Raw genomic sequence first — 24,484 nt, 5'->3', positions numbered from 1 at the left:
AAACGTCTCTTCGGCAGCCGGGAAGAAGTCGACGGTGGTATCAAGGGCGTGTCTGAGAATAGATGCACGAGTCAGCTGAGACCCTGGGGACATGTCCCGGTTCCAGATGCTCTCCGACGCCCAATGGGAGTTGATCGCCCCGATGCTCCCGACCCGGACCGGCCGCGCCGGCAGGCCGTTCGCCGACGCCCGCACCATGGTGGAGGCGATCATCTACCGATACAGGTGCGGAATCGCTTGGAGGGATCTGCCCGAGGTCTACGGGCCCTGGCAGAGAAGTGTGGACCTGGCATCGGCGCTTGGCCGAAAAAGGCACATGGGACACGGTGCTGGCCACGCTGACCGCCGCCGCTGACGCCGAAGGCCTGATCGATTGGTCGGTCTCGGTGGACTCCACGATCGCCCGCGCCCACCAGCACGCGACGAACATCACCCGCCACACAGGGGGATGGATCGAACTACAAGAATCCGCGTGAGGAACCGGCCGATCACGGCATCGGGCGCTCCCGTGGCGGGCTGAGCACGAAGATCCATCAGCTCGTCGATGGGACAGGGCTGCCGCTGGTCAGCCTGATCACCCCCGGCCAGGCAGGGGACTCCCCGATGCTGCTTCCTCTTCTGGAGCAGCTGCGCGTGACCCGGCCAGTAGGGCGGCCCCGGACCCGCCCCGAGGCCGTGCTGGGCGACAAGGCGTACTCCTCCCGCGCGATCCGCACCCACCTACGTGCCCGTGGGATCAAAGCGGTCATCCCCGAACCGGCCGACCAGCAGGGCCACCGCAGACGGCGCGGTGCCCGCGGCGGGCGCCCCATTGGCCTCGACGCGGACGCCTACAAGGGCCGCAATGTCATCGAGCGTCAGTACGCTCACCTGAAGCCGTGGCGGGGTCTGGCGACCCGGTATGACAAGTACGCGATCATCTACAGGGCCGCTGTGGTCCTGAATGCTGTGCTCGCATGGTCAAAACGTTTGTCAGACATGCCCTAGGCCGGTTCAGGGCCATCTTGGAGGAATTGCAAGGTGGCCCTGAGTGATGTGATCCCTCAATACGAGAAGGCGTGGTAATGACCGGTGTTCGGGGGCGGTTCGCCGTTCGTGTTGCTCTCGTACTCGGGATCATCGAGACCCAGCAATTGGCGGAAGTGCGTTCGAATTAGGGCTTCGTCTAGCGGCTGTCGTGACGGCTCAGAGGGACCGGCGTTAGAAACCGCACGTGCGCGGTGCCAAGGTGTGCCCGCGACGTGCGTCAGATCGCTCAGTTCGGCGCCACTCAAACCCCCATAGTTATCGATCACGGCATCGAGGATGATTCGATCCTCGTCGGACAGGGCCTTCGGGTTGCCCTCCGGCCAGCGGGAGCGAGCAAACTCTCCACGATGCTTTCGATACAGTTCCCGGCTCACAGGGCCATTGACCCAGGCCTCGAACTTGCCGTCAAACATCGGATCACCCCTGAACGCCAGGTTCCAGCCCTGGGCTAGGTATGCCAGCTTCTGCAACTTCATGGTTGTGATTGGTCGGTCGAAGTGCTCGAAGATGGCCGCGGCCACATCATCGATGGATGGCTTCGAGGTCATGTGTCACCTCCCTTGGTGCGCTACACCTGGGCTCGGCGTGGCTGATGCCCAAGTTCCCCCTAGTTTGACACATCACGGTCTCCAGAGGATGGGTCGGGGTGCGACCTGTGAGGGGCCGGCCGTGAGCCGCCGGAGGCTCTCTGCGGTTCCACGCCCGTAGACCTCGGTCTCCCCGACTCGACCCCGCGGGACTCAGCCCGTCTACCGCCCCGGACAGCCTCCAGTGCGGCAATCACCCGGCGTGTTTCAGGCCTCGTGTCAAGAGCCTTTTCGTTGCTCGCCTCAAGGCCATGGGCGATGAGCCGGGCAATAGTCCAACCGATACTCTTGTCTTCATCGGTAAATTCATGCTCCTCGCGGGTGTCGATTAGGAGTACGCCCTGAGATTTTTTCTCCCCTTTGACTGGAATAGCCATGAACGAACGCCATCCCGAGTTCTCTGCATACTCTACGTTCATAACCTCCCAATGTCCGTCCATCCGGCGATGGAGTGGGGGGTTCAGTGGGTTGACAACAACCACCGAGTAGTTGCCGGTCGCAATCTCAACAAGAGTCCTTGCGTTCTCACCACTAGTAAACTGGTATCTCGGGATGTCACGACGCCCTGTGTGCTCCTCGAGCACCAAGACCTCCCTTAGCGTTTCGGCTTCATCCGAGGTCACGTTAAGGACCTCCGGGCACTCCTGTGTGGCTTCTGCGGCCTCGCCAGTCGGGTGCGGTGTGGGCGGTGCCTCTGCGTCCTGTCCAATCGCGTCTCGCTTCCCGGGATCTTCTTGGGGTTTCGTGGTGAGTGACGGGGGCGGGCCCTCCTTCCGCGTGGCATTCTGCGCATCTTTGCGCGCCTCATAATCAAGGTTGGGCTGCAACAAGTAGAGGCAGAGTCGGACTCCCTCGAATGCGTACAGTCGGCGTCCCTCCCTAAGGGTGTCCTTGAGGAGGCGCTGGCGGTGTTCGGCATTCCCCGTCGTCTTTGAATACTCCACGAGCACATCCAGAATGGAACCGAGTTCGTCAGTGAAGCGCGTGAGGCTCTGAGAGCGACTCTTATTCACCTTTTCAACTCGTCTAGTGGTCCACATCTGGCGTCCTGCGGTGATGAGGACGCCTATCAACACACAAATTCCGAATACCGCGAACAGAGTGATGTCGCTCGTCTTGGGCGCAGGATTTGGGTTCGCGGGTGTCGCTGGCGGGCTGGCCACCATGCGGAAGTAGTGAACTGCGATTGGTGCGCAGAGTGCTCCAATTGCAGGACCAGCCACTGCCCACAGAAAATCGCGGACCACCGTCCCGAAGCCTCGAGCACCCTTCCACGCCTTGGCGTAGAAGGCTCTGACCGCGCGGCGCCGCTTCTCCCGTTTGGCATCGGTCAAACTCGTCTCGCGTGAGTGTGTGGGGTCCACCCGAGGCGGGTCTCGTCTCACGGTCTCTTCCGCATCGGCGGCACGTGCATCTGAAGCCGGACTGACGGAAGGGTCTGACCTGGGCGGCGCCTCATTCTTACTTTCGCTCACGCCCACAAACTACCTGTCAGCGATTAGTCTTCCCAGAATTCTCTCAGCACGGGGGTCATGTCCACGGCCTCCTGCACCTCTGCCCGGTAGTGCGCCTGCGTGACGGCCTCCCCAGTGCCCCAGCTACGCCGAGGACTCGGCCAGGCCTTCCATGTTCGCTAGCTTCGTGGCCACAGTCTTACGGAACGTGTGCGGGGTGATCTTCCTGAATCCCATGGCCTCCCGCGCCATCTGCTACTGCTTCCGGTAGTTCGACGGGCCCCGGACGGTCCCCGTGCACGACGGGAACACCATCGAAGACACCAACCCCAGGTCCATGGACTGGCCCCACCGGCGCCGGAGTATGTCTGCCGTGTGAGCGTCCACCGTGTATGTCTGGACGGACCCGGCCGACTTAGGGTGGCCCTGACGCACCGCCTTCCACCACGGCCCGCCACCACGACTGCGCCGTAATGGCCACCTTCCGCGCGCCCACGTGCACGTCCTGCCAGTGCAGGGCCAACGCCTCGGAGGTACGGCACCCCGTAGACACCACGACGTCCAGGAGGTCGTCCGGGCGCCGCCGCCGTCCGTTCGCAGGCGGTTCCGACTGGCATACCCCAGGGCTTGTCCCACAATAGTTTGGACCATGCGAGCGCAGTGCTCATGACTACCGCGGTCCGGTAGACGATCACGTACTTGTCATACCTGGTCGTTAGGCCCGTTACTGATTCAGGTGCGCGCCCTGACGCTCAATGCCGCTATGGCCCCTGTACGCGTCCGCGTCGAGGCCAATAGACCGCTCGCTGCCTGGATCGCGGCGCCCGCAGATGGGAACGGATTGCCCAGCAGGAGCAGGTCTTGTCCCCCAGCGCCACGCCGGGCGGGTCCGGGGCCGACCCACCGGCCGGTGTGCGCGCGGCTGCCCAGCAGGGGAGCCGTGATGGGCCAATTCCTTGCCTGGCTGGGGTGTGATCGGGCTGGCGAACGACATCCCTGCACCGTCGACGAGCTGATGGTTCTTCGTGCCCAACCCGCCATGCGAGGGCCCGATCCCGTGATCGGCAGGGTCACCCCGCAGATTCTTGTAGTTCGATCCACCCCCCTGTGTGGCGGGTGATGGTTCTGACGCGCAGGCCTGGCGGTATTAGATGACTTCGAGGGCCAGACGTCCTTTAGTGGCGGGTTCCCGTCGGCGGCCTATCGAGCCCTTAGATTTTATTGGACTTCGACCGATTACACTTCCAGCACAGTGCCTGCAAGTTTTCTTCTGTCGTCAGGCCACCTCGAGAGACCGGGATGATGTGGTCCACCTCAAGTAGAAGGTGGGGCTCGGCATAAGTACTAACCCCGCAGTTCTGGCAAGTGAAGTTATCTCGATCCTTGATGTGATGGCGGAGTTTGGACGTCATGAGGGCCCGCTGACCGGCGGCCGACTTCCGAAACTTGATACGAGCCGACATGGTATCGATGAGGGCGTCGAGGGCTTGGGAGTTCAAGACCACATTGGTTCGTTCGCTGCTATTTCCACCCGCGCTGACGTACTCAAAGGTGTATATCTCATACGGGATCGTAATGGGGGAAATCTCCACCCCGACCTGTTCCATGAACTCGTCCAAGAAGTGCTTCTGAATGAATGAAGGGGGCTGGATGGCTTCGGTGATCGAGGCCTCTCTGTTCTGGAGGTTGGAGAGGGCTTCCTCGAGCTGGGCCAAGCTTGACCCCATCTCTTCCACTTCCGCTAGTCGATCTTCTTCTGCGTTGATGTGGAAGTACTTCATTAGATAGCGGATGGGGTCCATCTGCGCCTTCCGTACCACCTGAAGCGAACAATTGTGGACGTTCGGCGCCCCGAGGGTCGCCACGTTCCGATCCCGGATGTAGTTGTGGCGGCTCGTGTTCTCGCTATAGGCAAGGTGCGCGTGCTGGCCGGTCGACGATTCGCCGAGGCTAAAGGAGCCTCGAGCGCGAATCTCGTCGATGTACTCCTTGAGTTCGTTGTGTTCTGCTACGAAGGCCCGAATCTCCGCTTTCTTTTCTTGGAACTCTTCACTATTGAAGTATCGGTGCTTCCTGATGAGCAAGACGATCCGCGGGAGTACTGGCATGAGGAAGATGAGTGCCCCGGGCCCTGCTGGGATCGAGATGACCGCAAGGGCGATAAGTGCCCACTCCCACCACCGGAACAGTTCACGCCGCTTGGGGCCTTCAGCACTCATCATCGAGTCCTCCCTTATTGATCGCTGTGATCCTACGGGATGGGGCGTCGAGGAGGCGGTGGCAATGGCGGGGGCGTGGCGTGGTTCGGCGCTGTGGGTGGCCGCGCAAGTCAGGCGACCACGGGCGCGACTGCCAGTAGGTGGACAGCATGCCTAAGACAGACTGCCCGCATGGATGCATGGATCGGCGTTGTCGGAACGCTCCTCGGCGCCGTTGTCGGCGGCGGCGTGGCCTACCTCAATGGCACAAGAGGTCGGAAGTTAGAGGCCCGCCGGGACCAGGAAAAGTGCGTAACGGAGGTTGCCGGGGAGCTTCTCCAGATAGTCGACGCGCGGGAGAGGTACGTTCACGGCTACCTGGAGGTCGTGGGAGAGTTCCCACACGATGGCGCTCCGGACGGTGAGGAGGACCCCGCGCGGAAGACGCTCGCACTCCTGGAGCTCTACGCCCCGGCTCCGGTCACAACGGCCGCCCGCGAGTACGTCGATCTCATGGACAAGTGGTAGGCGGGATGGACGTGGGAGGCCACCGGGAACGACGTCCGCGCGGCCCGGGAGCGGTACATCTCGGCTCTCCGGGCGTTCATCGGGTCGGACAACCCCGCGTAGAGCCCCAGGTTGCCGCAGACCTGCGAACGGCCCAGTGATTATGCAGCGGAGACGTTCAGAAGCGAGGGACGGGCTCGGACGGAAACATGGGTAGGGTCGGCCAAAATCAGCGGAGGTATTCAGATGGAGAGCAGCAGGCAGAAAAAGCCAGAATTGATACCTCAGACTCCGCCGGTCGCGGGTTCGATCCCCGCAGGGCCCACCCGAGAGCGGCCCCTGACCAGGCATGACGCCCGGTCAGGGGCCTCTCCCTAGGATGGAGCCATGAGCCCCACGCCCACACCAGTCACCGAGACGATCAGTTCCGGCCACAGCGTGGTGTGGTCGCGCCCGCCGGCGGAGCGCGCGGGCACGGACCTGGTGCTCGTGTTCCACGGCTACGGCTCCAACGAGGTCCGCGCGGCGCGCCGCCACTGTCCGATGCTCCCGGAGCGGTGCACCGGCCTGGCGGTGCGCGGCGGCTTCGAGATCGACGAGACGGCGTCCGAAAGCCCGGGCGACCCCGGCGCGCACGGCTGGTTCCTGCTCGACCTGCTGCTGCAGTCCGACTTCGCCCAGGTGCTCGCCGCCGCCCACCGCGTGTTCGACGTGCTCTCCGCCGAGGAGGTCGTGGCGGCCGGCTTCCGCACGGTCTCGGTGCTCGGCTTCTCCCAGGGCATGGCCATGGCGACGACGGTCCTGCGTCTGCGCCCCGAGGCGTTCACCTGCGGTGTGGGCCTGAGCGGCTTCGCCGTCGACAACGAGCTGCTGGCCATGCTCGACTCCCCGGCCGAGGGACCGGGCCCGCGCCCGTTCTTCTGGGGCCGGGACGCCGAGGATCCCGTGATCCATCCGGACGCCGTCGCCCACACCCGCGCGTGGGCCGAGGAGCACACCCGCCTGACCGTGCGCACCTACCCCGGGATCTTGCACGGGACCGGCCCCGACGAGGTCCGTGACGTGCGCATCTTCCTCGAGCACTCCCTGCGCGCGGCGACGCCCGGGTCCTGACCGCGGGGGTCGCGCGCCGATACTGTGGCGCGCATGGCAAAGAACTCGACGATCGGCCGGTACGCGTCCGGGAAGGTGAAGGACTTCGGGCTGAAGTCGGCACTCGATGAGAACGGCGAGCCCACGGAGGGCTTCGAGAAGGCCCTCTCCACGGTGTTGGCGGTCCAGCGCCCCCTGGTCCTGAAGAACATCCAGCGCATGGCGGCGAAGCACCCGGGGGAGAGCCCGGAGCGTCTCGCCGAGCGGCTCGGGCAGCAGTACCTGACCACCGTCACGGGGGCCGGTGCCGCCGTGGGCGGCACCGCGATCGTCCCGGGCATCGGCACCGTGGCCGCGCTCGGCCTGTCCGGTGTCGCGGTCGCCGGCTTCATGGAGGCCACCGCCCTCTACGCGCAGTCCCTCGCCGAGCTGCACGGCATCACCACGCAGGACCCGCAGCGCGCCCAGGCCCTCGTCATGGGCCTCATGCTCGGCGACGACGCCAAGGAGCTGCTCCGCGAGGCCGCCGCCAAGGCCGGCCGTCCCTACGACCCGCAGTCCAGCCTCAACGCGCTCGCGGGCACCGCATCGGGCACCGGCATCAGCGCGTTCGTGGTGGATCGCCTCAAGAGGACGTTCATGCGCAAGATGCGCCTGCGGCAGGGTGCCGGCTTCGTGGGCCGCGCCGTGCCGTTCGGCGTGGGCGCCGTGATCGGCGGCGTGGGCAACCGCGCCATGGGCAAGGCCGTGATGGAGAACGCCGCGGAGCTCTTCAGCCCCCTGCCGATGGTGATCCCCGGCGAGATCCGCGAGGGCGCCGCACAGGGGCGCGCCGATGGCACCAAGGACGACGGCGGCGTCTTCGGTGCGATCCGTCGCGCCCTGCCCGGCGGCAAGGACGAGAAGGACGACAGGCAGAAGAAGGGCAAGCCCGCCGCCTGACGGCCCCGCCCCCGCGCGTCCGTCGCCCCCGCCCCCGCGCTTTCGAGCGTGAGAAAGTCCCTATCTCACGTTCGAAAGCGCCCCTTCGCCACATGTCACGTTCGAAAGTGCGGGGGAGGAACCGCCTCTCAGAGGAACAGCGTGGCCACCCCGTGGATCGCCAGGCCCGCGAGCGCGCCGACGACCGAGCCGTTGATGCGGATGAACTGCAGGTCCTTGCCCACGAACAGCTCGAGGGTGCGCGCGGTCTGCTCGCCGTCCCAGCGGGCGACCGTCTCCTCGATCACCCCGGTCAGCGCCGGGCCGTAGGAGCTCAGCGCATAGGCCGCGGCGCGGCGGGCGTGGCCGTCCACACGGTCGCGCAGCTCGGGGTCCTCCTGCAGGCGGGCGCCGAGGTCGCGCAGGGCGGCCACGAGCGCGCGATGCAGGTCGGAGGACGGGTCCTCGAGCGCGTCCAGGAGCGAGTCCCGCAGGGAGACCCAGGCCCGCCCGGCCCACGCACGCAGCCGTTCGTCCGCGAACAGGTTCCGCTTGAACCGCTCCACCGAGGCGCGGGTGGTCGGCTCGTTCCGCATCTCGTCGGCAAGGCGGTCGAGCCAGTCGTCGACAGCGCGGCGGGCCTCGTGCTGCCGGTCGCGGCGGATGCCGGCGAGATACTTGAGGGTCTCGGCGTGCAGTCGCTCGGCGAGGAGGCGGTCCACGAGGTCCGGGCTCCACTCGGGGGAGCGACGGCGCACGGTCTCGACGAACAGCTCGGGGTGGGCGGCCACCCAGTCCCCGGTGTGGGCGACCACGAGGTCCACCACGCGCTCGTGGTGCCGTCCGGCCACCACGTCCTCCAGCACGCCCGCGAGCGTGGGGGACCAGTCCGGGGCCACCATGTGGCGTTCCATCAGCTGGCGCAGCAGCTCCTGGACGGCGTCGTCGTCGGCTGCGGCCATGGCGCCCCGGGCCGCCGTCGCGATCTCCCGGGCGGTGCGGGCCGCGTTCTCCTCACGGCGCAGCCAGCCGCCGGCGGCCTCGGCCACCTTCAGCCCGTCGACCTTCTCGTGGGCGACCTCCGAGTCCAGGAAGTTCTCCTGCACGAACTCGGTCAGCGCGGCGCCGAGCTGGTCCTTCTTCCGCGGGATCAGGGCGGTGTGCGGCACGGGCACCCCCATCGGGTGGCGGAACAGCGCCGTGACCGCGAACCAGTCCGCCAGCGCGCCGACCATGCCCCCCTCCGCGGCGGCGCGCACGTAGCCCCACACCGGGTGGGTGTCCTGCAACGGGAACGCGACCACGAACACCACGGCCAGCAGGATGAGCAGCCCCAGGGCGACGGCCTTCATGCGCCGCAGGCCCGCCGCGCGTTCGAGGGCGCCGGCGCTGAGCAGCTGCTGGGCGGGGTCGGGGGAGAGGGACACGGGAGGCTCCTGATCGCGCGCACCGAATGGTCCCCACCAGTTAACCAGCCGGGCACCTTGCGGTGACGTGGCCGGCACTCGCGCTCCCTAGCCTGGCGGCGTGCCCGCTCTCGTGATCGCCCACCGCGGTGCCTCCGCCGCCTTCCCCGAGCACACCCGCGCCGCCATGCTCCACGCCCTCGCCGTGGGCGCGGACGGTCTCGAATGCGATGTCCAGCTCACGCGGGACCGCGAGGTCGTCTGCTGGCACGACCCCACCGTGGACCGCACCTCGGACGGGCGCGGCGCCGTCGCGGACCACACGCTGGATCGTCTGCGCGGTCTCGACGTCGTCTCGTGGCACGCCCGGCGTCCGGGGGCCGAGCCCGCCACGACGACGGCGCCGCCCGCCGTGTACGGCGGCGCGGGGGAGCAGGTGCTCACCCTGGCCGACCTCCTGGCGATCGCGGCGGCCGCGGACCGGCCGCTGCGCCTGGCCGTGGAGCTCAAGCACCCCTCCCCGTTCGGGCATGAGCTCGAGGAGCGGGTGCTGCGGGAGCTGCTGCGGGCCGGTTGGGACCCGGAGACCGGCCGACTGGGTCAGGTGCAGGTGTCCCTCATGAGCTTCCATCCGGACGCGCTGCGCCACGTGGCGCCGCTGGCCGGCACGGACCCCCTCTGCCCCCTGATGGACCTCATGCCGACGGAGCTGCCGACCCGGCTCGCGCGGGGGCCGCTGAGCCGGGCGGCGGTGCGTGCGGCGGCGCGTCAGTCGCTGGCGGGGTCCGAGGCGCTCGTCTGGCGCGGCCGGGCCGGGATGGCGGGGCCCTCCGTGGCCTACGTGCGGGAGCACCTGGCGGACGTGAAGGCGTGGCTGGCGGCGGGGCGGCGGCTGCGGGTGTGGACCGTCGACGAGCGCGAGGACGCCGATTTCCTCCTCGCCCAGGGGGTGCAGGAGCTCACCACCAACCGTCCGGAGGACGTGCTGCGCTGGGTCCGCGAGCGGGCCGCCGCGCGTCGGGAGCGGGTGCCCACCGGGGCCTGAGGGCGCCGTGCCGCACGCGCAGACGCGGCCTGCGTTGCGTTCCTGCCCGCGCTTGTGGCTATAGTCACGTCCAGGAGCGTGCCCGAGGTCACACCCGACGGCGCGGTCCCCTCGCACCCGCGTCTCGGCTGAGACCTCTCCCGGAGGAGCCCCCATGGCCACCCGTCTGCGTCACCGACTCCTGTCCGCCGCCGCGCTCACCGCGGCCGGCGCCCTGCTCGTCACCGGCTGCGCCCAGAGCCAGCGCGACGGCGGCGGCTCCGGCGGCTCGGGCGGGGGCGACGCCGCCCAAGTGGACGGCTCGTTCATCTTCGCCGCCTCCTCCGACCCCAAGAGCCTCGATCCGGCGTTCGCGAGCGATGGCGAGACGTTCCGGGTCTCCCGTCAGATCTTCGAGGGCCTCGTGGGCACGAAGCCGGGCACCGCGGACCCCGCGCCGCTGCTGGCCGAGTCCTGGGAGTCCTCGGAGGACGGCCTGACCCACACGTTCCAGCTGAAGGAGGGCGTGACCTTCCACGACGGCGAGCCGTTCAACGGGGAGGCCGTGTGCGCCAACTTCGACCGCTGGTACAACTTCACGGGCATCCAGCAGTCGGAGACCCTCTCGTACTACTACGGCAAGCTGTTCCGCGGCTTCGCGGACAAGCCCGAGGACGCCGTCTACAAGGAGTGCGAGGCCACCGGCGAGCACGAGGTGAAGATCACGCTGGCGCAGCCGTTCGCGGGCTTCATCTCCTCCCTGTCCCTGCCGGCCTTCGCCATGCAGTCGCCGAAGGCGCTCGAGGAGTACAAGGCGGACGAGGTCGGCGGCACCGCCGAGTCGCCCCAGATGTCCGAGTACGCCCGGGCACACCCCACCGGCACCGGCCCCTACAAGTTCGAGTCCTGGAGCGTGGGCGAGGACGTCAAGCTCACCGCCAACGAGGACTACTGGGGCGAGGGCGGCGAGGTCACGGACATCACCTTCCGCGTGATCGACGACCCGGTGGCCCGCCGTCAGGCGCTCGAGGCCGGGGACATCGACGGCTACGACCTCGTGGCCCCCGCGGACACCGCGGCGCTGTCCGAGGCCGGCTTCAACGTGGTGGCCCGCGACCCGTTCACCATCCTCTACCTGGGCCTGAACCAGGAGAAGGAGGAGCTCCAGGACGTCAGGGTGCGCCAGGCGATCGCCCACGCGATCGACAAGGACGCCCTCATCGCGCAGACCCTCCCCGAGGGCACGGAGCCCGCCACCCAGTTCATCCCGAAGTCCGTGAACGGGTACAGCGAGGACGTCACCACGTACGAGCACGACCCCGCCAAGGCCAAGGCGCTGCTCGCCGAGGCCGGCTACCCGGACGGCTTCACGATCGACTTCAACTACCCCACCGGCGTCTCGCGCCCGTACATGCCGACCCCCGAGCAGGCGTTCTCCAACCTCTCGAGCCAGCTGGCCGAGGTGGGCATCACGGTGAACGCGAAGCCGGCCAAGTGGAGCCCGGACTACCTCGACCAGGTGCAGGGCACCTCGGACCACGGCATCCACCTGCTGGGCTGGACCGGTGACTACAACGACACGGACAACTTCGTGGGCGTGTTCTTCGGCCAGGAGAAGCCCGAGTTCGGCTTCACCGACGAGGAGCTGTTCTCCGCCCTCGAGGAGGCCCGCCAGATCCCGACGCTCGAGGAGCAGACGCCGAAGTACCAGGAGATCAACGAGCAGATCTCCGAGATCGTCCCGGCGGTCCCGCTCGCCCACCCGGCCCCGTCGCTGGCCTTCGACAAGCGCGTGGCCTCCTACCCGGCGAGCCCGGTCAACGACGAGGTCTTCAACGAGATCGACCTGACCGAGTGAGCCCGGCGGGCCGGGGACGACCCGCCCCACCGGCGACGACGGCGCCGCGCCCCGGCGCCGTCGTCGCCGGCCCGCCCGCCACCGCCCGTCCCTCGCACCGACCGGCCCGGCCCCCGCGCCGGCATGGAGGCCCCTCGTGCTCAGACTCATCGGCAAGCGCCTGCTGCTGCTGATCCCCACCCTGTTCGGACTGTCCGTCCTGCTGTTCGTGTGGGTCCGCAGCCTGCCCGGCGGCCCCGCCACCGCCCTGCTCGGCGACCGCGCCACCCCCGAGGCCGTGGCCCGGGTGAACGCGGCGTACGGCTTCGACAAGCCGCTGCTCGAGCAGTACGTCACCTACATGGGGCGGCTGCTGCGCGGCGACTTCGGCACCTCGATCATGACGAATCGGCCCGTGGTCGAGGAGTTCGCGGACCGTTTCCCGGCCACGCTGGAGCTCTCGATCTTCGCGATCGTGTTCGCGGTGGTCATCGGCATCCCGCTCGGCTACTGGGCCGCCCGCCATGTGGGCCGGTGGCAGGACGACGTCGCCGTCGTGCTGTCCCTGATCGGCGTGGTGGTGCCCGTGTTCTTCCTGGCGTTCATCCTCAAGTGGGTGTTCGCGGTGAAGCTGGGCTGGCTGCCCACCGACGGCCGACAGGACCCGCGGATCGACGCCACCCACTACACGAACTTCTACGTGTGGGACGGCATCATCACCGCCGAGTGGGACGCGGCCCTGAACGCGCTGACCCACCTGGTGCTGCCCGGCATCGCGCTGGGCACCATCCCGCTGGCGATCATCGCGCGCATCACCCGCGCCTCCGTGCTGGACGTGCAGGACGCGGACTTCGTGCGCACAGCCCGCGCCAAGGGCCTGGCCCCGCGCCTGATCCGGGACCGGTTCATCATGCGCAACGCCCTGCTGCCGGTGAGCACCACGCTCGGCCTGCAGCTGGGCCTGCTGATCTCCGGGGCGGTGCTCACCGAGACGGTGTTCGCGTTCAACGGGATCGGCCGGTTCCTCGCGCAGGCGATCTTCCAGCTCGACTTCCCGGTGCTGCAGGGCTTCATCATCTTCATCGCCCTGCTCTACTCGCTGATCAACCTGGTCGTGGACGTCTCCTACGGCCTCATCGACCCGAGGGTGCGTGTCTCATGAGCGTGAACCTGCCCCCCAGCCCCGGCGGCGGACCCACCGAGCACGCCGTCGAGCACGCGCTGGCGCCCGTCGAGGCCGGGGCGACCCAGGCGACCACCGAGGCCGCCGCGGACACCCGCGGCACCTCCGTGTGGGGCGCCGCGTTCCAGCGGCTGCGCCGCAACCCGGCGGCGATCGCCGGCGCCGTGATCGTGCTGCTCTTCGTGCTCGTGGCCGTCCTCGCCCCGGTGCTGGCCCCGTACGCGGGCACGGCCACACCCGGCATGCGCGAGATCCGCCCCACCCACGTGCCCGGCCCCGGCGAGGTGGCCGGCTACCCGCTGGGCCTGGACCGCTTCGGCGGGGACGTGCTCTCCAAGCTGATCTGGGGCGCGCAGGCCTCGCTGCTCATCGGCGTCGTCTCGACGGCGTTCGGCCTGGCCGGCGGCATGCTGCTCGGCCTGCTGGCCGGCACGTTCGGCGGCTGGGTGGACTCCGTGGTGATGCGCGTCGTGGACATCCTGCTCTCGGTGCCGAACCTGCTGCTGGCGGTGTCCATCGCGGCGATCCTCGGGCAGACCCCGTTCGCGGTGATGATCGCGATCGGGGTGGCGCAGGTGCCCGTGTTCGCGCGACTGCTGCGGTCCTCGATGCTCACGCAGAAGGGGTCGGACTACGTGCTCGCGGCGCAGACCCTCGGCCTCTCGCGCGGACGGATCACGATGTCCCACGTGCTGCCGAACTCGCTGGGCCCCGTGATCGTGCAGGCCACGCTCACCCTGGCCACGGCCGTGATCGACGCGGCCGCCCTGTCCTTCCTCGGCCTCGGCGGCGGCCGCCCCGAGACCGCCGAGTGGGGCCGCATGCTCACCTACGCGCAGGCCGAGCTGGGCATCAACCCGTGGCTCGCGTTCCTGCCCGGCCTGTGCATCGCCATCACCGCGCTCGGCTTCACCCTGCTGGGCGAGTCCCTGCGCGAGGCCCTCGACCCGACCTCCCGGAGGCGCTGACCATGGACCCCAAGCACGACGACGGCGCACCCGGCCCCGGCGCGGCGCCCGCGGTCCCTGCGGCGGGCGCCCCCCTGCTGGAGATCCGCGACCTGGACGTGGAGTTCACCACCCAGCAGGGCACCGTGCAGGCCGTGGAGGGCGCGTCCCTCACGCTCCCGGCCGGCGGCACGCTGGCGATCGTGGGCGAGTCCGGCTCGGGCAAGTCCACCACCGCGATGGCCGCGATCGGCCTGCTGCCCGGCAACGGCCGGGTCACGGCAGGCTCCGTCCGCTTCGCGGGCGAGGAGCTCGTGGGCCTGCCCGAGTCGCGGATGCGCCGCATCCGCGGCCGCCGGATCGGGCTGGTGCCGCAGGACCCGATGTCCAACCTCAACCCCGTGACCCGGGTGGGTCAGCAGATCGGGGAGACCCTGCTGACCCACGGCATGGCGACGAAGAAGGACGTGGGGGCCGCCGTCGTCGAGGTGATGGAGCGCGCCGGCATCCCCGAGCCCGCGCGACGGGCCAAGCAGTATCCGCACGAGCTCTCGGGCGGTCTGCGCCAGCGCGTGCTGATCGCCATCGGCCTGGCGTGCCGGCCGCAGCTGCTGATCGCGGACGAGCCGACCTCCGCCCTGGACGTGACGGTGCAGCAGGTGATCCTGGACCAGATCGGCGAGATGACCCGCGAGCTCGGCAGCTCCGTGCTGCTGATCACCCATGACCTCGGCCTCGCGGCCGAGCGGGCGCAGCAGCTCGTGGTGATGCACCGCGGACGCGTGGTGGAGTCCGGCGACGCGCGGGCCATCCTCGAGGACCCGCAGCACGCCTACACCCGCTCGCTCGTGGCGGCCGCGCCGTCGGTGGCGGCGGCCCGCCTGCTGCCCGAGGCCTTCGATCCCGCGCCCGTCGCCCTGGCCGAGGACGACACCGCGGCCCTGACCACGGTGGCCCTGGCGAAGCAGGACCTCACCCCGCTGGTGGAGATTCGCGACCTCACGAAGGTCTATCCCGTGCGCGGGCACGAGGACTTCATCGCCGTGAAGGACGTCTCCCTGAAGATCCCGCGCGGCAAGACCGTCTCGATCGTCGGCGAGTCCGGCTCCGGCAAGACGACGACGGCGCGCATGCTGCTCAAGCTGATCGAGCCGACCTCGGGCGAGATCACCTTCGAGGGCAGGGATGTGCTGGCGCTGAAGGGGGAGGGGCTCAAGGACTTCCGGCAGCGCGTGCAGGCCGTGTTCCAGGACCCCTTCTCCTCGCTCAACCCCTCGTTCACGGTGGGCCGGATCATCGAGGAGCCGCTGCAGACGTACCGGCGGGGCAACGCCACGCAGCGGCGGGCGCGCGTGCTCGAGCTCATGGACCAGGTGGCCCTGCCCTCCCACTTCCACCGCCGGTACCCGGCCGAGCTCTCGGGTGGACAGCGCCAGCGCGTGGCGATCGCCCGGGCGCTCGCGCTGAACCCCGAGCTGATCGTGTGCGACGAGCCGGTCTCCGCGCTGGACGTGCTCGTGCAGGACCAGATCCTCACGCTGCTGCGCCGCCTGCAGGACGAGCTGGGGCTGAGCTACCTGTTCATCTCGCACGACCTGGCGGTGGTGCGGCTCATCTCCGACTACGTGTGCGTCATGAAGGACGGCGAGGTGGTGGAGGCGGCCAGCTCGGAGGAGGTCTTCACCAACCCCCGGCACCCGTACACCCGCCGCCTGCTCGCCTCGATCCCGGGCAACGAGCTGGGCATCGCGGTGGAGGCGGACGGGACGCACGTGTGAAGCACCGCGGAGTGATGTGAGCGGCGTCGCCCCGTGCGTGATACTTGCTGCATCACTCGCATCCCCGATCGCAGGAGCATCCCATGGCCCACGCCGTCGACCCCGGGCGCCCCGTGCACAACCCGGACATCGTCGGGTTCACCGACGCCGAACTGAACGAGACGCCGATCCGCCCGCGCTGGAACTCCCTCGGCCCGGGCATCGTCGCCGCGGCCACGGGCGTGGGCGCGGCGGACCTGGTGGCCACCCTGACCGCCGGCTCCCGCTACGGCTACATGCTGCTGTGGGCCGTGGTGCTGGGCGTGATCTTCAAGATCGTGCTCGTGGAGGGCGTGGGCCGCTACTACCTCTCCACCGGCAAGACGATCTTCCAGGGTTGGCGCACCCTCGGGGCCTGGACGTCCTGGTACTTCGGCCCGTACATCCTCATCTGGGGCATCGTGTACGGGGCGACGGCGATGTCCTCCACCGCCCTGCCGCTCGCGGCGCTGTTCCCCGGGGTGGACAGCAAGGTGTTCGCGATCGCCTCGGGCCTGATCGGCCTGGGGCTGGTCTGGCTGGACAGGTACCGGCTCATCGAGTGGCTCATGACGGTGCTGATCGGCGTCATGTTCGTGACCGTGCTGCTCTCGGCGGCACTGACCGTTCCGAACCTGGGCGCGATCCTGGCCGGTCTCGTGCCGCGCCTGCCCTCCGGCGATCCCCAGGCCATGTTCTACGTGCTCGGCCTCGCCGGCGGCGTCGGCGGCACCATCACGCTCGCGGCCTACGGCTACTGGCTGCGCGAGAAGGGCTGGAACGTCCCGAAGTACCTGAAGGTCATGCGGTTCGACAATGCGACCTCGTACATCCTCACGGGCATCTTCGTGATCGCCACCATGGTCATGGGCGTGGAGCTGCTGCACTCGGCGGGGCTGGCGATCTCCTCGGGCGACAAGGGCCTGCTCGACGTCGGCGACGTGCTGGCCGAGCGCTACGGCTCGGCGTGGTCCACGGTGTTCCTCATCGGATTCTTCGCCGCGTCCTTCTCCTCCCTGCTGGGCGTGTGGCACGGCGTCTCGCTGATGTTCGCGGACTTCTGGACGAACTTCCGCCGGCCCGCCGAGGAGCTGGACCAGGACGACGCGCCGTCGCTGTCCTCGAAGCCCGGCCGCTTCTTCCTGCTGTGGCTGACCCTGCCGCCCATGGCGCTGCTGTTCCTGGACCGGCCGATCTTCCTGATCCTGCTCTACGGCACGCTCGGCGCCCTGTTCATGCCGTTCCTGGCCGTGACCCTGCTGTTCCTCAACAACACGAAGGACGTGCCGCGGCAGTTCCGCAACGGCTGGGTCCGCAACACCCTGTTGGGCCTGACCGCGGCCGTGTTCGTGGCGATCGGCGTGAACGAGCTGATCAAGGCCCTGCAGCCGGTGCTCGGGGGGTGAGCCGGCGGCGGGGGCGGGGCACACTGGTGCCATGATCGTCGCCTTCTCCGTCGCCCCCTCCGGCCAACCCGCCGACGCCGAGCACCTGCCCGGCGACGCGGACACCGCGTCCGTGCACCGGGCGGTGGCGGCCGCCGTCGCCGTGGTGCGCGCCTCCGGCCTGCCGCACCGCACCTCCTCGATGTTCACCGAGATCGAGGGGGAGTGGGACGAGGTGATGGAGGTCGTGCGCGCCGCCGTGGACGCCGTGTCCCCGTACGGCACACGCGTCTCGCTCGTGCTGAAGGCGGACATCCGCCCCGGCCGCACCGGCGAGCTGGACGGCAAGCTCGAGCGCCTCGAGTCGGCCCTCGCCGAGGACGAGGGGCGGCGCGCCGCCCCAGCCCCGCGCGACGGCGACGCCGGGTGACCCCCCTCCCCGCTGCCCCCCCGGACGCTTTCGTTCGAGAAACGGCGGCGTGTCGAGGCGCTTTCGTTCGAGAAATGGCCGCCGCGCCGGCGGCCCAGAGGAGCAGCCCGTGCCTGAGTCTGTGACCGTGCGCCCCGCCGCCCCCGGGGACGTCGAGGCGCTGCTGCGCGTCAAGGCGCGGTCGTGGCGGGAGGCCTACGGCGCGCTCCTGCCGTCCGCGTACCTGGACGCGATCGAGGACCGGATCCCAGAGGACGTGCCCGTGTGGACCGCGCTGATCGGATCGGACCGAGACCTCTGGGTCGCCGACGACGGCGGCCGGCTGCTCGGCGTGGCGCTCGCGGGCCCGCGTCGCTCGGCGGCGGAGACGGGCCGGACGGGCGCGGACGACGCGGCCGCATCGCCCGCCGACCTGCCCGATGTGGAGCTCATGGTGCTCTACGTCCTGGCCGAGGCGTACGGCACCGGTCTGGGAGCGCGCCTGCTGGACGCCGTCGTCGGCGACCGTCCCGCCGTGCTGCGCGTCCTCGCCGAGAATCCGCGGGCCGTCGCGTTCTACGCCAAGCACGGCTTCGCGTCCGTGGGGGCGCCGGAGCCGATGACCGGCCCGTGGGCCGGCCTGCACGAGCAGCTGATGGTGCGCCGTCTCCCGCACGACGGCGGTGCGGCGTGAGCCGCCGGTCGTCGGCGCGCCGGGGCCGGGCCGCGGGCGGAGCCGCCGGCCCCGCCGGGATCGAGCCGGGCGTCCACGCGATCACCCACGGCACCGCCGAGATCCGCGAGAACGCCTTCGAGCCGGGCGCGTTCATCCTCTACGTCAACGGCGTCGAGTCCTCGCCGCTGGACCCCGAGCGCCCCGAGCGCATGGCCTTCGAGTACATGCGCTGGGCCGCCGCGGCCGTCCGGGCGCACTGGCCGGAGCCCACGCCCCTGCGGGCCCTGCACCTGGGCGGCGCGGGCTGCGCGCTCGCCCGCTGGGTGGACCACGCGTACCCGGGCTCCCACCAGACCGCGGTGGAGATCGACGCCGGCCTGGCCGCCCTCGCGCGTGAGCGCTTCGGCCTGCCCCGCGCCCCGGCCCTGCGCATCCGCGTGGCCGACGCCGCCGAGGTCCTGGCCACGGCCCACCCGGCCAGCCGCGACCTGATCATCCGCGACGTCTTCGCCCCGGACCCCACGGACCTGACGGGCGCCCGCCACATCACCCCGCCGGGCCTCACCGGCCTGGACGCGGCCCGCGCCGCCGCGCGGGTCCTCGCCCCCGGCGGGCTGTACGTGCTCAACGTGGGCGGCGGGCCGGACCTGACGTCGGTGCGGGCGGACGTGGCCGCCGTCGTCGCCGCGTTCGAGCACGTCGAGGTGATCGCGGATCCGCCCATGCTCAAGGGGCGGCGCCGCGGCAACGTCATCGTGGCGGCCTCGGACGCCCCCGTGGCCCGCCCCGCCGCGGACGCCCCGCCCGGCTCCGACCCCCGCGACCGCCTGGCCCGTGCCCTGCGCATGGACGCCTTCCCGGCCCGGCTCGCGGAGGATCCACGCGGCTTCCCCGCGGGCGTCGCGCCCGGGATCACGGGACTCGTCCCGGGCCCCGAGGCGTAGACTGGAGGCACTCGGCCGGGTCCGCCCGGGGCCCGTCGAGTCCGACTCGAGGAGGTCGCCATGTCCGCCCAGACCCAGCCCGCCGCCACCCGCCGTGAGGACGCACCGCTCGGCGTCCTGGTGGGTGTGGACGGCTCCGACCAGTCCGTCTCCGCCGCCCGCTGGGCCCAGCGCGAGGCCGGCCTGCGCGGCGAGCCGCTGACCCTCGTCACCGCCTACTCGATCCCCGCGTACTGGGGTTACGGCGCGGACGCCGGCGGCGCCGTCCTGGACGACTCCCGTCTCCGCGAGGGCGTGCAGGCCCTCCTGGAGGAGGTCGCCGGCAAGCTCGACGCCGACGGGGTGCGTCCGGAGCTGCGTGTGGAGATCGGGGACGCGGCCGGCGTCCTCGTGGAGCTCTCCGCCGAGGCCTCCCTGCTCGTCTCGGGCGCGCGCGGCCGCGGCGGCTTCATGGGCCGCCTGCTCGGCTCGGTGGCCGCCGCGCTGCCCGGCCACGCGCACTGTCCGGTCGCCATCATCCCCGCCGGGGTCGAGGCCAGCCGCGCGGGGGACAGGACCGCCGTCGTGGTGGGCGTCGACGGTTCCGAGCAGGGCCGTGCCGCCGCTCTCGAGGCCGCTGAGGAGGCCCGCCTCCGCCAGGCCCCGCTGAAGCTCGTGTGCGCCGTCCCGCCCCTGGGCGCGAACGCCGCATGGCTGGCCGTCAGCCTGGACGAGGAGGCCCGCGAGCGGGAGCTGCGCGAGCGCCTCGACGCCGGCGCCGCGTGGATCAGCTCCGAGTTCCCCGGCCTCGAGGTCCTCACCGAGCTCGTGGACGGCACCCCCGTGGACGTGTTGGTGGACCAGAGCGCCACCGCCTGCCTCACCGTGGTGGGCACGCGCGGTCTGGGCGGCTTCGCCGGTGCGATCGTCGGCTCCACGAGCCGCGGCGTCGCGGACCACGCGAAGGGCCCGGTGCTCGTCGTCCCGTTCCGCGAGGACGTCCGCCTCGGCCGTCGCGCCTCGTTCGGCCCGGTCCAGGACCAGCCGGAGTCCTGACCGGCGCTCAGCCCCAGCCGAGCTCGTGGAGGCGCTCCTCGGAGATGCCGAAGAAATGCCCCACCTCGTGCATGACGGTGACGGTGATCTCGTCCTCGAGCTCGGCGCGGGAGGTGCAGTGGCGGGTGAGCGGGCCGCGGAACACCACGATCCGGTCCGGCATCTGCCACGCGAGCTCGGCGCGCTCGGTCAGCGGCACGCCCTCGTAGAGGCCGAACAGCTCGGTGGCCGGGTCCTCCCAGCGCTGCGGCTCGTACTCGTCCTCCACCACCACGACGACGTTCGTCAGCAGCCGCGCCAGCTCGTCCGGGATGCGGGTGAGGGCCGCGGAGACGGCGTCGTCGAACTCCTGCTCGCTCATCCACGTGGCGGCGGGCTGCTCGGGCGACGGGCGGTGGTCCACGGCGGCTCCTGGGGGTGCGGGGCTCCGCGGTGCGGAGGGCGGCCGGCCGGCGGCCGGACTTGCCGGAGGGTGTGCGGCCACCATAGACTCCCAGGGTCCACCTCGGGAATCTCGACACCGGACCTGCCCCTATCGTCTAGAGGCCTAGGACACCGCCCTTTCACGGCGGCGACACGGGTTCGAATCCCGTTGGGGGTACGCAGAACGGCCGCCCTCGGCGGCCGGAACGGCACGTGGAGCGTGGACTTGCACGACGCTCGGAGGCTCTGCTAGAGTTTCCACTCGTTGCGAAAGCGGCGAGAACAACAGAACATGGCCCTGTAGCGCAGTTGGTTAGCGCGCCGCCCTGTCACGGCGGAGGTCGCGGGTTCAAGTCCCGTCAGGGTCGCTCGGATCGTCCGATCACCGGCATTCGGAAACGGAGTCCGGTGACGCATGGTCCTGGTGACGAAGGTCGCCGGGCTCTGTAGCTCAGTTGGTAGAGCGTACGACTGAAAATCGTAAGGTCACCGGATCGACGCCGGTCGGAGCCACCACTTCGAGAAGGCCCCCCGCAGACGCGGGGGGCCTTCGTCGTCCGGGGCGACGAGCCACTGACAGGCGGCGACGCGGTGGGCACACTGGTTCGATGCCCGATTCCCCCTCCGCCCGCGCGACCGGCGGCGAGACCGCGCTTGTGGTGATCGACGTCCAGCACAGCTACTTCGAGCATCCCGCGCTGGCCGCCCAGCAGGCCGAGCTGACGGCGGCGGTCGTGGAACTGCTCCGGACCGCGCGCGAGGCCGGCCGTCCCGTCTTCCTGGTGCGGACCGAGCACGCGCGGGACCGCTCCACGTGGACGTTGAACATGCTGGCCGACGGCGAGGGCTTCGCCTTCCCGGGCACCCGGCAGGCGGCTCTGCTCGACGGGGTCGCGGCGGCCGCCCCGGACGCCGTCGAGGTCGTGAAGACCCGGGACTCCGCCTTCCACGGCACGGGACTGGCGGCCGAGCTGCGGGGCCGCGGGGTGGATCGGCTCCTGCTGTGCGGCGTCTCCACCCACAGCTGCATCGCCGAGACCGCCACGGCCGCGTTCGCCCTCGACTTCCACGCCGCGATCGCGACGGACGCGATCGCCTCCGAAGAGCCGGCGCTGGCCGCCGCGATGCTCGACTTCCTCCGCGCCGAGATGCGTCAGCCGCTCCTCGGGCAGGACGAGGCACTCACCCTCCTGCGCACCGGCCTCGTCCCCGACCGGGGCTGAGGGGCGGTCACAGGATCTCGACGTCGCCCTCGTCCGCACGCGTGCGGTCCTGGGCGTCCTCCTCGATGTGCATGGCGGCGGACTCCGCATTGCGCAGGGAGTCCGGGGCACGTCCCTCCCCGGCCCGGTGCTGCGGGTCGTCCGAGCCGCCGCGCACGGGCTGGCCGTCGCGGCCGTCCTCCGGCTCGGGGTCGCCGGCGGCGTTGGGATCGGCGAGCAGGTCCGTCTCGAGCTCTCGTTCGTCCTCGCGGTCCTCGAAGGGGACGTCGGTCATGGTGCGGTCCTTCCTCTCGCGGGCGGGCCCGTCCGGCGCCGCCGTCGTCGTGGTGCCCCACACCCTAGTGAGGCCGCCCACGCCTCACCAGGGGGCGCCCGCGCCGGGGCCGTGGGCGCGGTCACCCCGCCGGGTGAGACCGTCCACTCGGCCGCGCCTCAGGCGGGGAGCCGGCGTGCGGGACCACGTAGGGTCGGGAGGATGAGCGATCCGACACCGCCCTCGACCGAGCCCATGATCCCCGAGCAACCCGGGAACCATCCGTCCTCGGCGACCGCCCCCGACGCCGGCGTCGCCCCTGCCACCTCCGCCGCGGCCGCCCGCGACCGCGTCCTGCTGCCGTGGGTGTTCTGGCCCTCCGCGGTCATCGTGCTCTCCTTCGTGGGGGCCACGCTGCTCGCCCCCGAGCAGATGACCGTGGGCATCGGCCTGGTCCAGCAGGCCATCATCACGAACTTCTCGTGGTGGTACGCCCTCGTCGCCCTGTTCTTCGTGCTGTTCTGCGGCTACCTCGCGTTCTCCCGCAAGGGCGACATCACCCTGGGCAAGCCCGATGAGAAGCCCGAGTTCTCCACGCTGTCCTGGTTCTCCCTGCTCTTCGCGGCGGGCATGGGCATCGGCCTCGTGTTCTTCGGCATGACCGAGCCGCTCATGCACTTCACCTCGCCGCGGCCCGACGTGGCGGCCGCCAACCCCACCCAGGCGGAGGCCGCCCAGTCGGCGCTGGCCACCACGTTCCTGCACTGGGGCCTGCAGCCCTGGGCGATCTACGCGGTGGTGGGCGTGGCGGTCGCGCTGGCCATCCACCGGCGTGGCCGTCCCCTCGCGCTGCGCTGGGCCTTCGAGCCGCTGATCGGCGAGCGCCGCGTGCGCGGCGGCTGGGGCCACCTGATCGACAACATCGCCCTCATCGGCACCGTCTTCGGCGTGGCCACCTCGCTGGGCCTCGGCGTCACCCAGATGTCCGCGGGCCTGCGCGCGCTGGGCATCGTGCCCGAGGACAGCCCCTGGCTCGAGTACGCCATGATCGGCGCGGTCACCTGCGTGGTGCTCTACACCGTGGTCTCCGGTGTCGAGCGCGGCATGAAGTGGCTGTCCAACACCAACCTGATCCTGGCCGCCGGACTGCTGCTGTTCATCGCGATCGTGGGGCCCACCGCGTTCCTGCTCAAGGAGATGGTGCAGTCCCTCGGCTCCTACATGCAGTACTTCTTCGCGAACTCGCTCAACGTCTCCGCGTTCTACGGCGCCGAGGGCGACGCGTGGCAGGCCGGCTGGAGCGCGTACTACTGGGGCTGGTGGATGTCCTGGACGCCGTTCGTCGGCATCTTCATCGCCCGCATCTCGCGCGGTCGCACCGTGCGCGAGTTCATCGCCGGCGTGCTGCTGGTGCCCACCCTGGTCTGCGTGGTCTGGTTCGGCATCCTGGGCGGCACCGCGATCTTCCTCGAGACCACCCGCCCGGCCGGGTACACCTCCGTGGTGGGCGCGGACGGCGCCATCGACTCGAACACCGCGCTCTTCCAGGTGCTCGAGCAGCTGCCCGCGGGCATGATGCTCGTGGTCGGCGCCATCATCCTCTCGGGCATCTTCTTCATCACCTCCGCCGACTCGGGCTCGCTCGTGATGGGCATGCTCGCCACCGGCGGCGACGTGAACCCGAAGGCCACGGTGAAGATCTTCTTCGCCATCGCCACCTCGCTCATGGCCGCGGCCCTGCTGGCCGCGGGCGGCCTGTCCGCGATCCAGGTCCTGGCCATCACGATCGGCCTGCCGTTCTCCGTGCTGATGCTGCTGATCTGCCTGGCCACGTTCCGCTCGCTCGGCTACTCCGTGGCGCGGGTGGAGGCGGTGCGCCGCCAGGCCATGCTGGCCTCCATCAAGGACCGCCTGGGCCTCGAGTCCGACGACGACGAGGTGGTCGACGCCGGCCCCGTGGCGGCCTCGCAGTGGTGGGCCTCGCTCAGCCGGGACCACCAGCAGCGGATCGCCGATGCGGCCGCCGGCGTCCCGGCCTCAGAGGGGCCCCGCCGCCCCCGGCTGCGCCGTCACGAGCACTGACGTCCGGCCTCCCGGGCGACCTCCCGGCCCCGACGAGAACGGCCCCTGTCCCGCGCGGGACAGGGGCCGTCGT

The 24,484-nt window shown here is 70.2% G+C and carries 21 protein-coding genes, 3 tRNA genes and 2 pseudogenes; 19 read left to right on the top strand and 7 right to left on the bottom strand.

Going from position 1 to position 24,484, the window contains the following annotated elements:
- Nucleotides 1-91 precede the first annotated feature (91 nt).
- A pseudogene (locus tag OVA32_RS01025) lies at nt 92-987 on the top strand (IS5 family transposase).
- A gap of 56 nt (nt 988-1,043) precedes the next feature.
- On the opposite strand, the gene OVA32_RS01020 reads toward OVA32_RS01025, so the two are convergent.
- The 4 genes and pseudogenes from OVA32_RS01020 to OVA32_RS01010 all read right to left on the bottom strand — a co-directional run bounded on the left by OVA32_RS01020 (nt 1,044) and on the right by OVA32_RS01010 (nt 5,289).
- Complete coding sequence (locus OVA32_RS01020; protein ID WP_203552862.1) at nt 1,044-1,577, bottom strand: Panacea domain-containing protein; 534 nt, start codon at nt 1,575-1,577, stop codon at nt 1,044-1,046.
- 59 nt (nt 1,578-1,636) lie between these two features.
- Nucleotides 1,637-2,782: a GAF domain-containing protein gene (locus OVA32_RS01015; RefSeq protein ID WP_267714752.1), complete on the bottom strand. Its 1,146-nt coding sequence runs from the start codon at nt 2,780-2,782 to the stop codon at nt 1,637-1,639.
- Between the two features lie 911 nt (nt 2,783-3,693).
- Nucleotides 3,694-4,175, bottom strand: a pseudogene (locus OVA32_RS11675) (IS5/IS1182 family transposase); the annotation flags it as partial.
- A 106-nt stretch (nt 4,176-4,281) separates the two neighbouring features.
- Nucleotides 4,282-5,289 carry an HNH endonuclease gene (locus OVA32_RS01010; RefSeq protein ID WP_239074783.1) on the bottom strand — a complete coding sequence of 336 codons (1,008 nt, stop codon included), beginning with the start codon at nt 5,287-5,289 and terminating at the stop codon, nt 4,282-4,284.
- 171 nt (nt 5,290-5,460) lie between these two features.
- On the opposite strand from OVA32_RS01010, the gene OVA32_RS01005 reads away from it, so the two are divergent.
- The 3 genes from OVA32_RS01005 (at nt 5,461) to OVA32_RS00995 (ending at nt 7,809) form a co-directional block, all read left to right on the top strand.
- On the top strand, nt 5,461-5,796 hold the full coding sequence (locus OVA32_RS01005; protein ID WP_203552842.1) for a hypothetical protein: 336 nt from the start codon (nt 5,461-5,463) through the stop codon (nt 5,794-5,796).
- Between the two features lie 366 nt (nt 5,797-6,162).
- Entirely contained in the window at nt 6,163-6,888 is a 726-nt protein-coding gene (locus OVA32_RS01000; protein WP_267714747.1) for an alpha/beta hydrolase, read from the top strand.
- Between the two features lie 33 nt (nt 6,889-6,921).
- Nucleotides 6,922-7,809 (top strand): hypothetical protein, encoded by an 888-nt coding sequence (locus OVA32_RS00995; RefSeq protein WP_095695214.1) that lies wholly within the window; start codon nt 6,922-6,924, stop codon nt 7,807-7,809.
- A gap of 128 nt (nt 7,810-7,937) precedes the next feature.
- Here the strand turns inward: OVA32_RS00995 and OVA32_RS00990 are convergent, their stop codons facing one another.
- Nucleotides 7,938-9,215 (bottom strand): DUF445 domain-containing protein, encoded by a 1,278-nt coding sequence (locus tag OVA32_RS00990; RefSeq protein WP_163721165.1) that lies wholly within the window; start codon nt 9,213-9,215, stop codon nt 7,938-7,940.
- A gap of 100 nt (nt 9,216-9,315) precedes the next feature.
- On the opposite strand from OVA32_RS00990, the gene OVA32_RS00985 reads away from it, so the two are divergent.
- The 10 genes from OVA32_RS00985 (at nt 9,316) to OVA32_RS00940 (ending at nt 20,430) form a co-directional block, all read left to right on the top strand.
- Entirely contained in the window at nt 9,316-10,239 is a 924-nt protein-coding gene (locus tag OVA32_RS00985) for a glycerophosphodiester phosphodiesterase family protein (RefSeq protein ID WP_036383537.1), read from the top strand.
- A gap of 154 nt (nt 10,240-10,393) precedes the next feature.
- Nucleotides 10,394-12,076: an ABC transporter substrate-binding protein gene (locus tag OVA32_RS00980; protein WP_134377017.1), complete on the top strand. Its 1,683-nt coding sequence runs from the start codon at nt 10,394-10,396 to the stop codon at nt 12,074-12,076.
- 136 nt (nt 12,077-12,212) lie between these two features.
- Nucleotides 12,213-13,217: an ABC transporter permease gene (locus OVA32_RS00975; protein ID WP_036341532.1), complete on the top strand. Its 1,005-nt coding sequence runs from the start codon at nt 12,213-12,215 to the stop codon at nt 13,215-13,217.
- Nucleotides 13,214-14,206, top strand: a complete 993-nt coding sequence (locus OVA32_RS00970; RefSeq protein WP_036341535.1) for an ABC transporter permease — start codon at nt 13,214-13,216, stop codon at nt 14,204-14,206. The genes OVA32_RS00975 and OVA32_RS00970 overlap by 4 nt, the downstream gene beginning before the upstream one ends.
- A 2-nt stretch (nt 14,207-14,208) precedes the next feature.
- Nucleotides 14,209-15,963: a dipeptide ABC transporter ATP-binding protein gene (locus OVA32_RS00965; protein ID WP_044658639.1), complete on the top strand. Its 1,755-nt coding sequence runs from the start codon at nt 14,209-14,211 to the stop codon at nt 15,961-15,963.
- A gap of 83 nt (nt 15,964-16,046) precedes the next feature.
- Nucleotides 16,047-17,387, top strand: a complete 1,341-nt coding sequence (locus tag OVA32_RS00960; RefSeq protein ID WP_095353594.1) for an Nramp family divalent metal transporter — start codon at nt 16,047-16,049, stop codon at nt 17,385-17,387.
- Between the two features lie 31 nt (nt 17,388-17,418).
- A complete protein-coding gene (locus OVA32_RS00955) occupies nt 17,419-17,796 on the top strand; it encodes a thiamine-binding protein (protein ID WP_036383533.1) in 378 nt (125 codons plus the stop codon).
- A gap of 109 nt (nt 17,797-17,905) precedes the next feature.
- A complete protein-coding gene (locus tag OVA32_RS00950; protein ID WP_095353593.1) occupies nt 17,906-18,469 on the top strand; it encodes a GNAT family N-acetyltransferase in 564 nt (187 codons plus the stop codon).
- Nucleotides 18,466-19,395, top strand: coding sequence for a spermidine synthase (locus OVA32_RS00945; RefSeq protein WP_095353592.1), 930 nt, complete (start codon nt 18,466-18,468; stop codon nt 19,393-19,395). Before OVA32_RS00950 ends, OVA32_RS00945 begins: the two co-directional genes overlap by 4 nt.
- A 60-nt stretch (nt 19,396-19,455) precedes the next feature.
- Nucleotides 19,456-20,430, top strand: a complete 975-nt coding sequence (locus tag OVA32_RS00940) for a universal stress protein (protein WP_095353591.1) — start codon at nt 19,456-19,458, stop codon at nt 20,428-20,430.
- 7 nt (nt 20,431-20,437) lie between these two features.
- On the opposite strand, the gene OVA32_RS00935 is transcribed toward OVA32_RS00940, so the two are convergent.
- A complete protein-coding gene (locus OVA32_RS00935; RefSeq protein ID WP_095353590.1) occupies nt 20,438-20,833 on the bottom strand; it encodes a metallopeptidase family protein in 396 nt (131 codons plus the stop codon).
- 125 nt (nt 20,834-20,958) lie between these two features.
- Between OVA32_RS00935 and OVA32_RS00930 the strand changes: the two genes are divergently transcribed.
- From OVA32_RS00930 to OVA32_RS00915, 4 genes are all read left to right on the top strand, one after another.
- A tRNA-Glu gene (locus OVA32_RS00930) sits at nt 20,959-21,031 on the top strand.
- Between the two features lie 116 nt (nt 21,032-21,147).
- Nucleotides 21,148-21,221 (top strand) — tRNA-Asp (locus OVA32_RS00925).
- A gap of 72 nt (nt 21,222-21,293) precedes the next feature.
- A tRNA-Phe gene (locus OVA32_RS00920) sits at nt 21,294-21,369 on the top strand.
- A gap of 92 nt (nt 21,370-21,461) precedes the next feature.
- Entirely contained in the window at nt 21,462-22,076 is a 615-nt protein-coding gene (locus OVA32_RS00915; protein WP_095353589.1) for a cysteine hydrolase family protein, read from the top strand.
- Between the two features lie 7 nt (nt 22,077-22,083).
- On the opposite strand, the gene OVA32_RS00910 is transcribed toward OVA32_RS00915, so the two are convergent.
- A complete protein-coding gene (locus tag OVA32_RS00910; RefSeq protein ID WP_041103606.1) occupies nt 22,084-22,350 on the bottom strand; it encodes a hypothetical protein in 267 nt (88 codons plus the stop codon).
- 201 nt (nt 22,351-22,551) lie between these two features.
- Between OVA32_RS00910 and OVA32_RS00905 the strand changes: the two genes are divergently transcribed.
- The gene (locus tag OVA32_RS00905; protein WP_267714740.1) at nt 22,552-24,411 is read left to right on the top strand and encodes a BCCT family transporter; all 1,860 of its coding nucleotides are present in this window, start codon (nt 22,552-22,554) and stop codon (nt 24,409-24,411) included.
- Nucleotides 24,412-24,484 lie beyond the last annotated feature (73 nt).

It is taken from the genome of Micrococcus sp. SL257, from assembly GCF_026625585.1.
GTDB classification, from domain to species: domain Bacteria; phylum Actinomycetota; class Actinomycetes; order Actinomycetales; family Micrococcaceae; genus Micrococcus; species Micrococcus luteus.
Note: the sequence above shows the minus strand (reverse complement) of the source record. Positions and strands in the feature narration are given on the sequence as shown.

Bases quoted from the DNA above. Each gene is read 5' to 3' on its own strand.
- OVA32_RS00955 (WP_036383533.1), top strand. From the start codon at position 17,419: ATGATCGTCGCCTTCTCCGTCGCCCCCTCCGGCCAACCCGCCGACGCC.
- OVA32_RS01010 (WP_239074783.1), bottom strand. From the start codon at position 5,289: ATGAGTGCTGAAGGCCCCAAGCGGCGTGAACTGTTCCGGTGGTGGGAG.
- OVA32_RS01015 (WP_267714752.1), bottom strand. From the start codon at position 2,782: ATGGTGGCCAGCCCGCCAGCGACACCCGCGAACCCAAATCCTGCGCCC.
- OVA32_RS00910 (WP_041103606.1), bottom strand. From the start codon at position 22,350: ATGACCGACGTCCCCTTCGAGGACCGCGAGGACGAACGAGAGCTCGAG.
- OVA32_RS00960 (WP_095353594.1), top strand. From the start codon at position 16,047: ATGGCCCACGCCGTCGACCCCGGGCGCCCCGTGCACAACCCGGACATC.
- OVA32_RS00970 (WP_036341535.1), top strand. From the start codon at position 13,214: ATGAGCGTGAACCTGCCCCCCAGCCCCGGCGGCGGACCCACCGAGCAC.
- OVA32_RS00940 (WP_095353591.1), top strand. From the start codon at position 19,456: ATGTCCGCCCAGACCCAGCCCGCCGCCACCCGCCGTGAGGACGCACCG.
- OVA32_RS01000 (WP_267714747.1), top strand. From the start codon at position 6,163: ATGAGCCCCACGCCCACACCAGTCACCGAGACGATCAGTTCCGGCCAC.
- OVA32_RS00995 (WP_095695214.1), top strand. From the start codon at position 6,922: ATGGCAAAGAACTCGACGATCGGCCGGTACGCGTCCGGGAAGGTGAAG.
- OVA32_RS01005 (WP_203552842.1), top strand. From the start codon at position 5,461: ATGGATGCATGGATCGGCGTTGTCGGAACGCTCCTCGGCGCCGTTGTC.
- OVA32_RS00905 (WP_267714740.1), top strand. From the start codon at position 22,552: ATGAGCGATCCGACACCGCCCTCGACCGAGCCCATGATCCCCGAGCAA.
- OVA32_RS00965 (WP_044658639.1), top strand. From the start codon at position 14,209: ATGGACCCCAAGCACGACGACGGCGCACCCGGCCCCGGCGCGGCGCCC.
- OVA32_RS00980 (WP_134377017.1), top strand. From the start codon at position 10,394: ATGGCCACCCGTCTGCGTCACCGACTCCTGTCCGCCGCCGCGCTCACC.
- OVA32_RS01020 (WP_203552862.1), bottom strand. From the start codon at position 1,577: ATGACCTCGAAGCCATCCATCGATGATGTGGCCGCGGCCATCTTCGAG.
- OVA32_RS00915 (WP_095353589.1), top strand. From the start codon at position 21,462: ATGCCCGATTCCCCCTCCGCCCGCGCGACCGGCGGCGAGACCGCGCTT.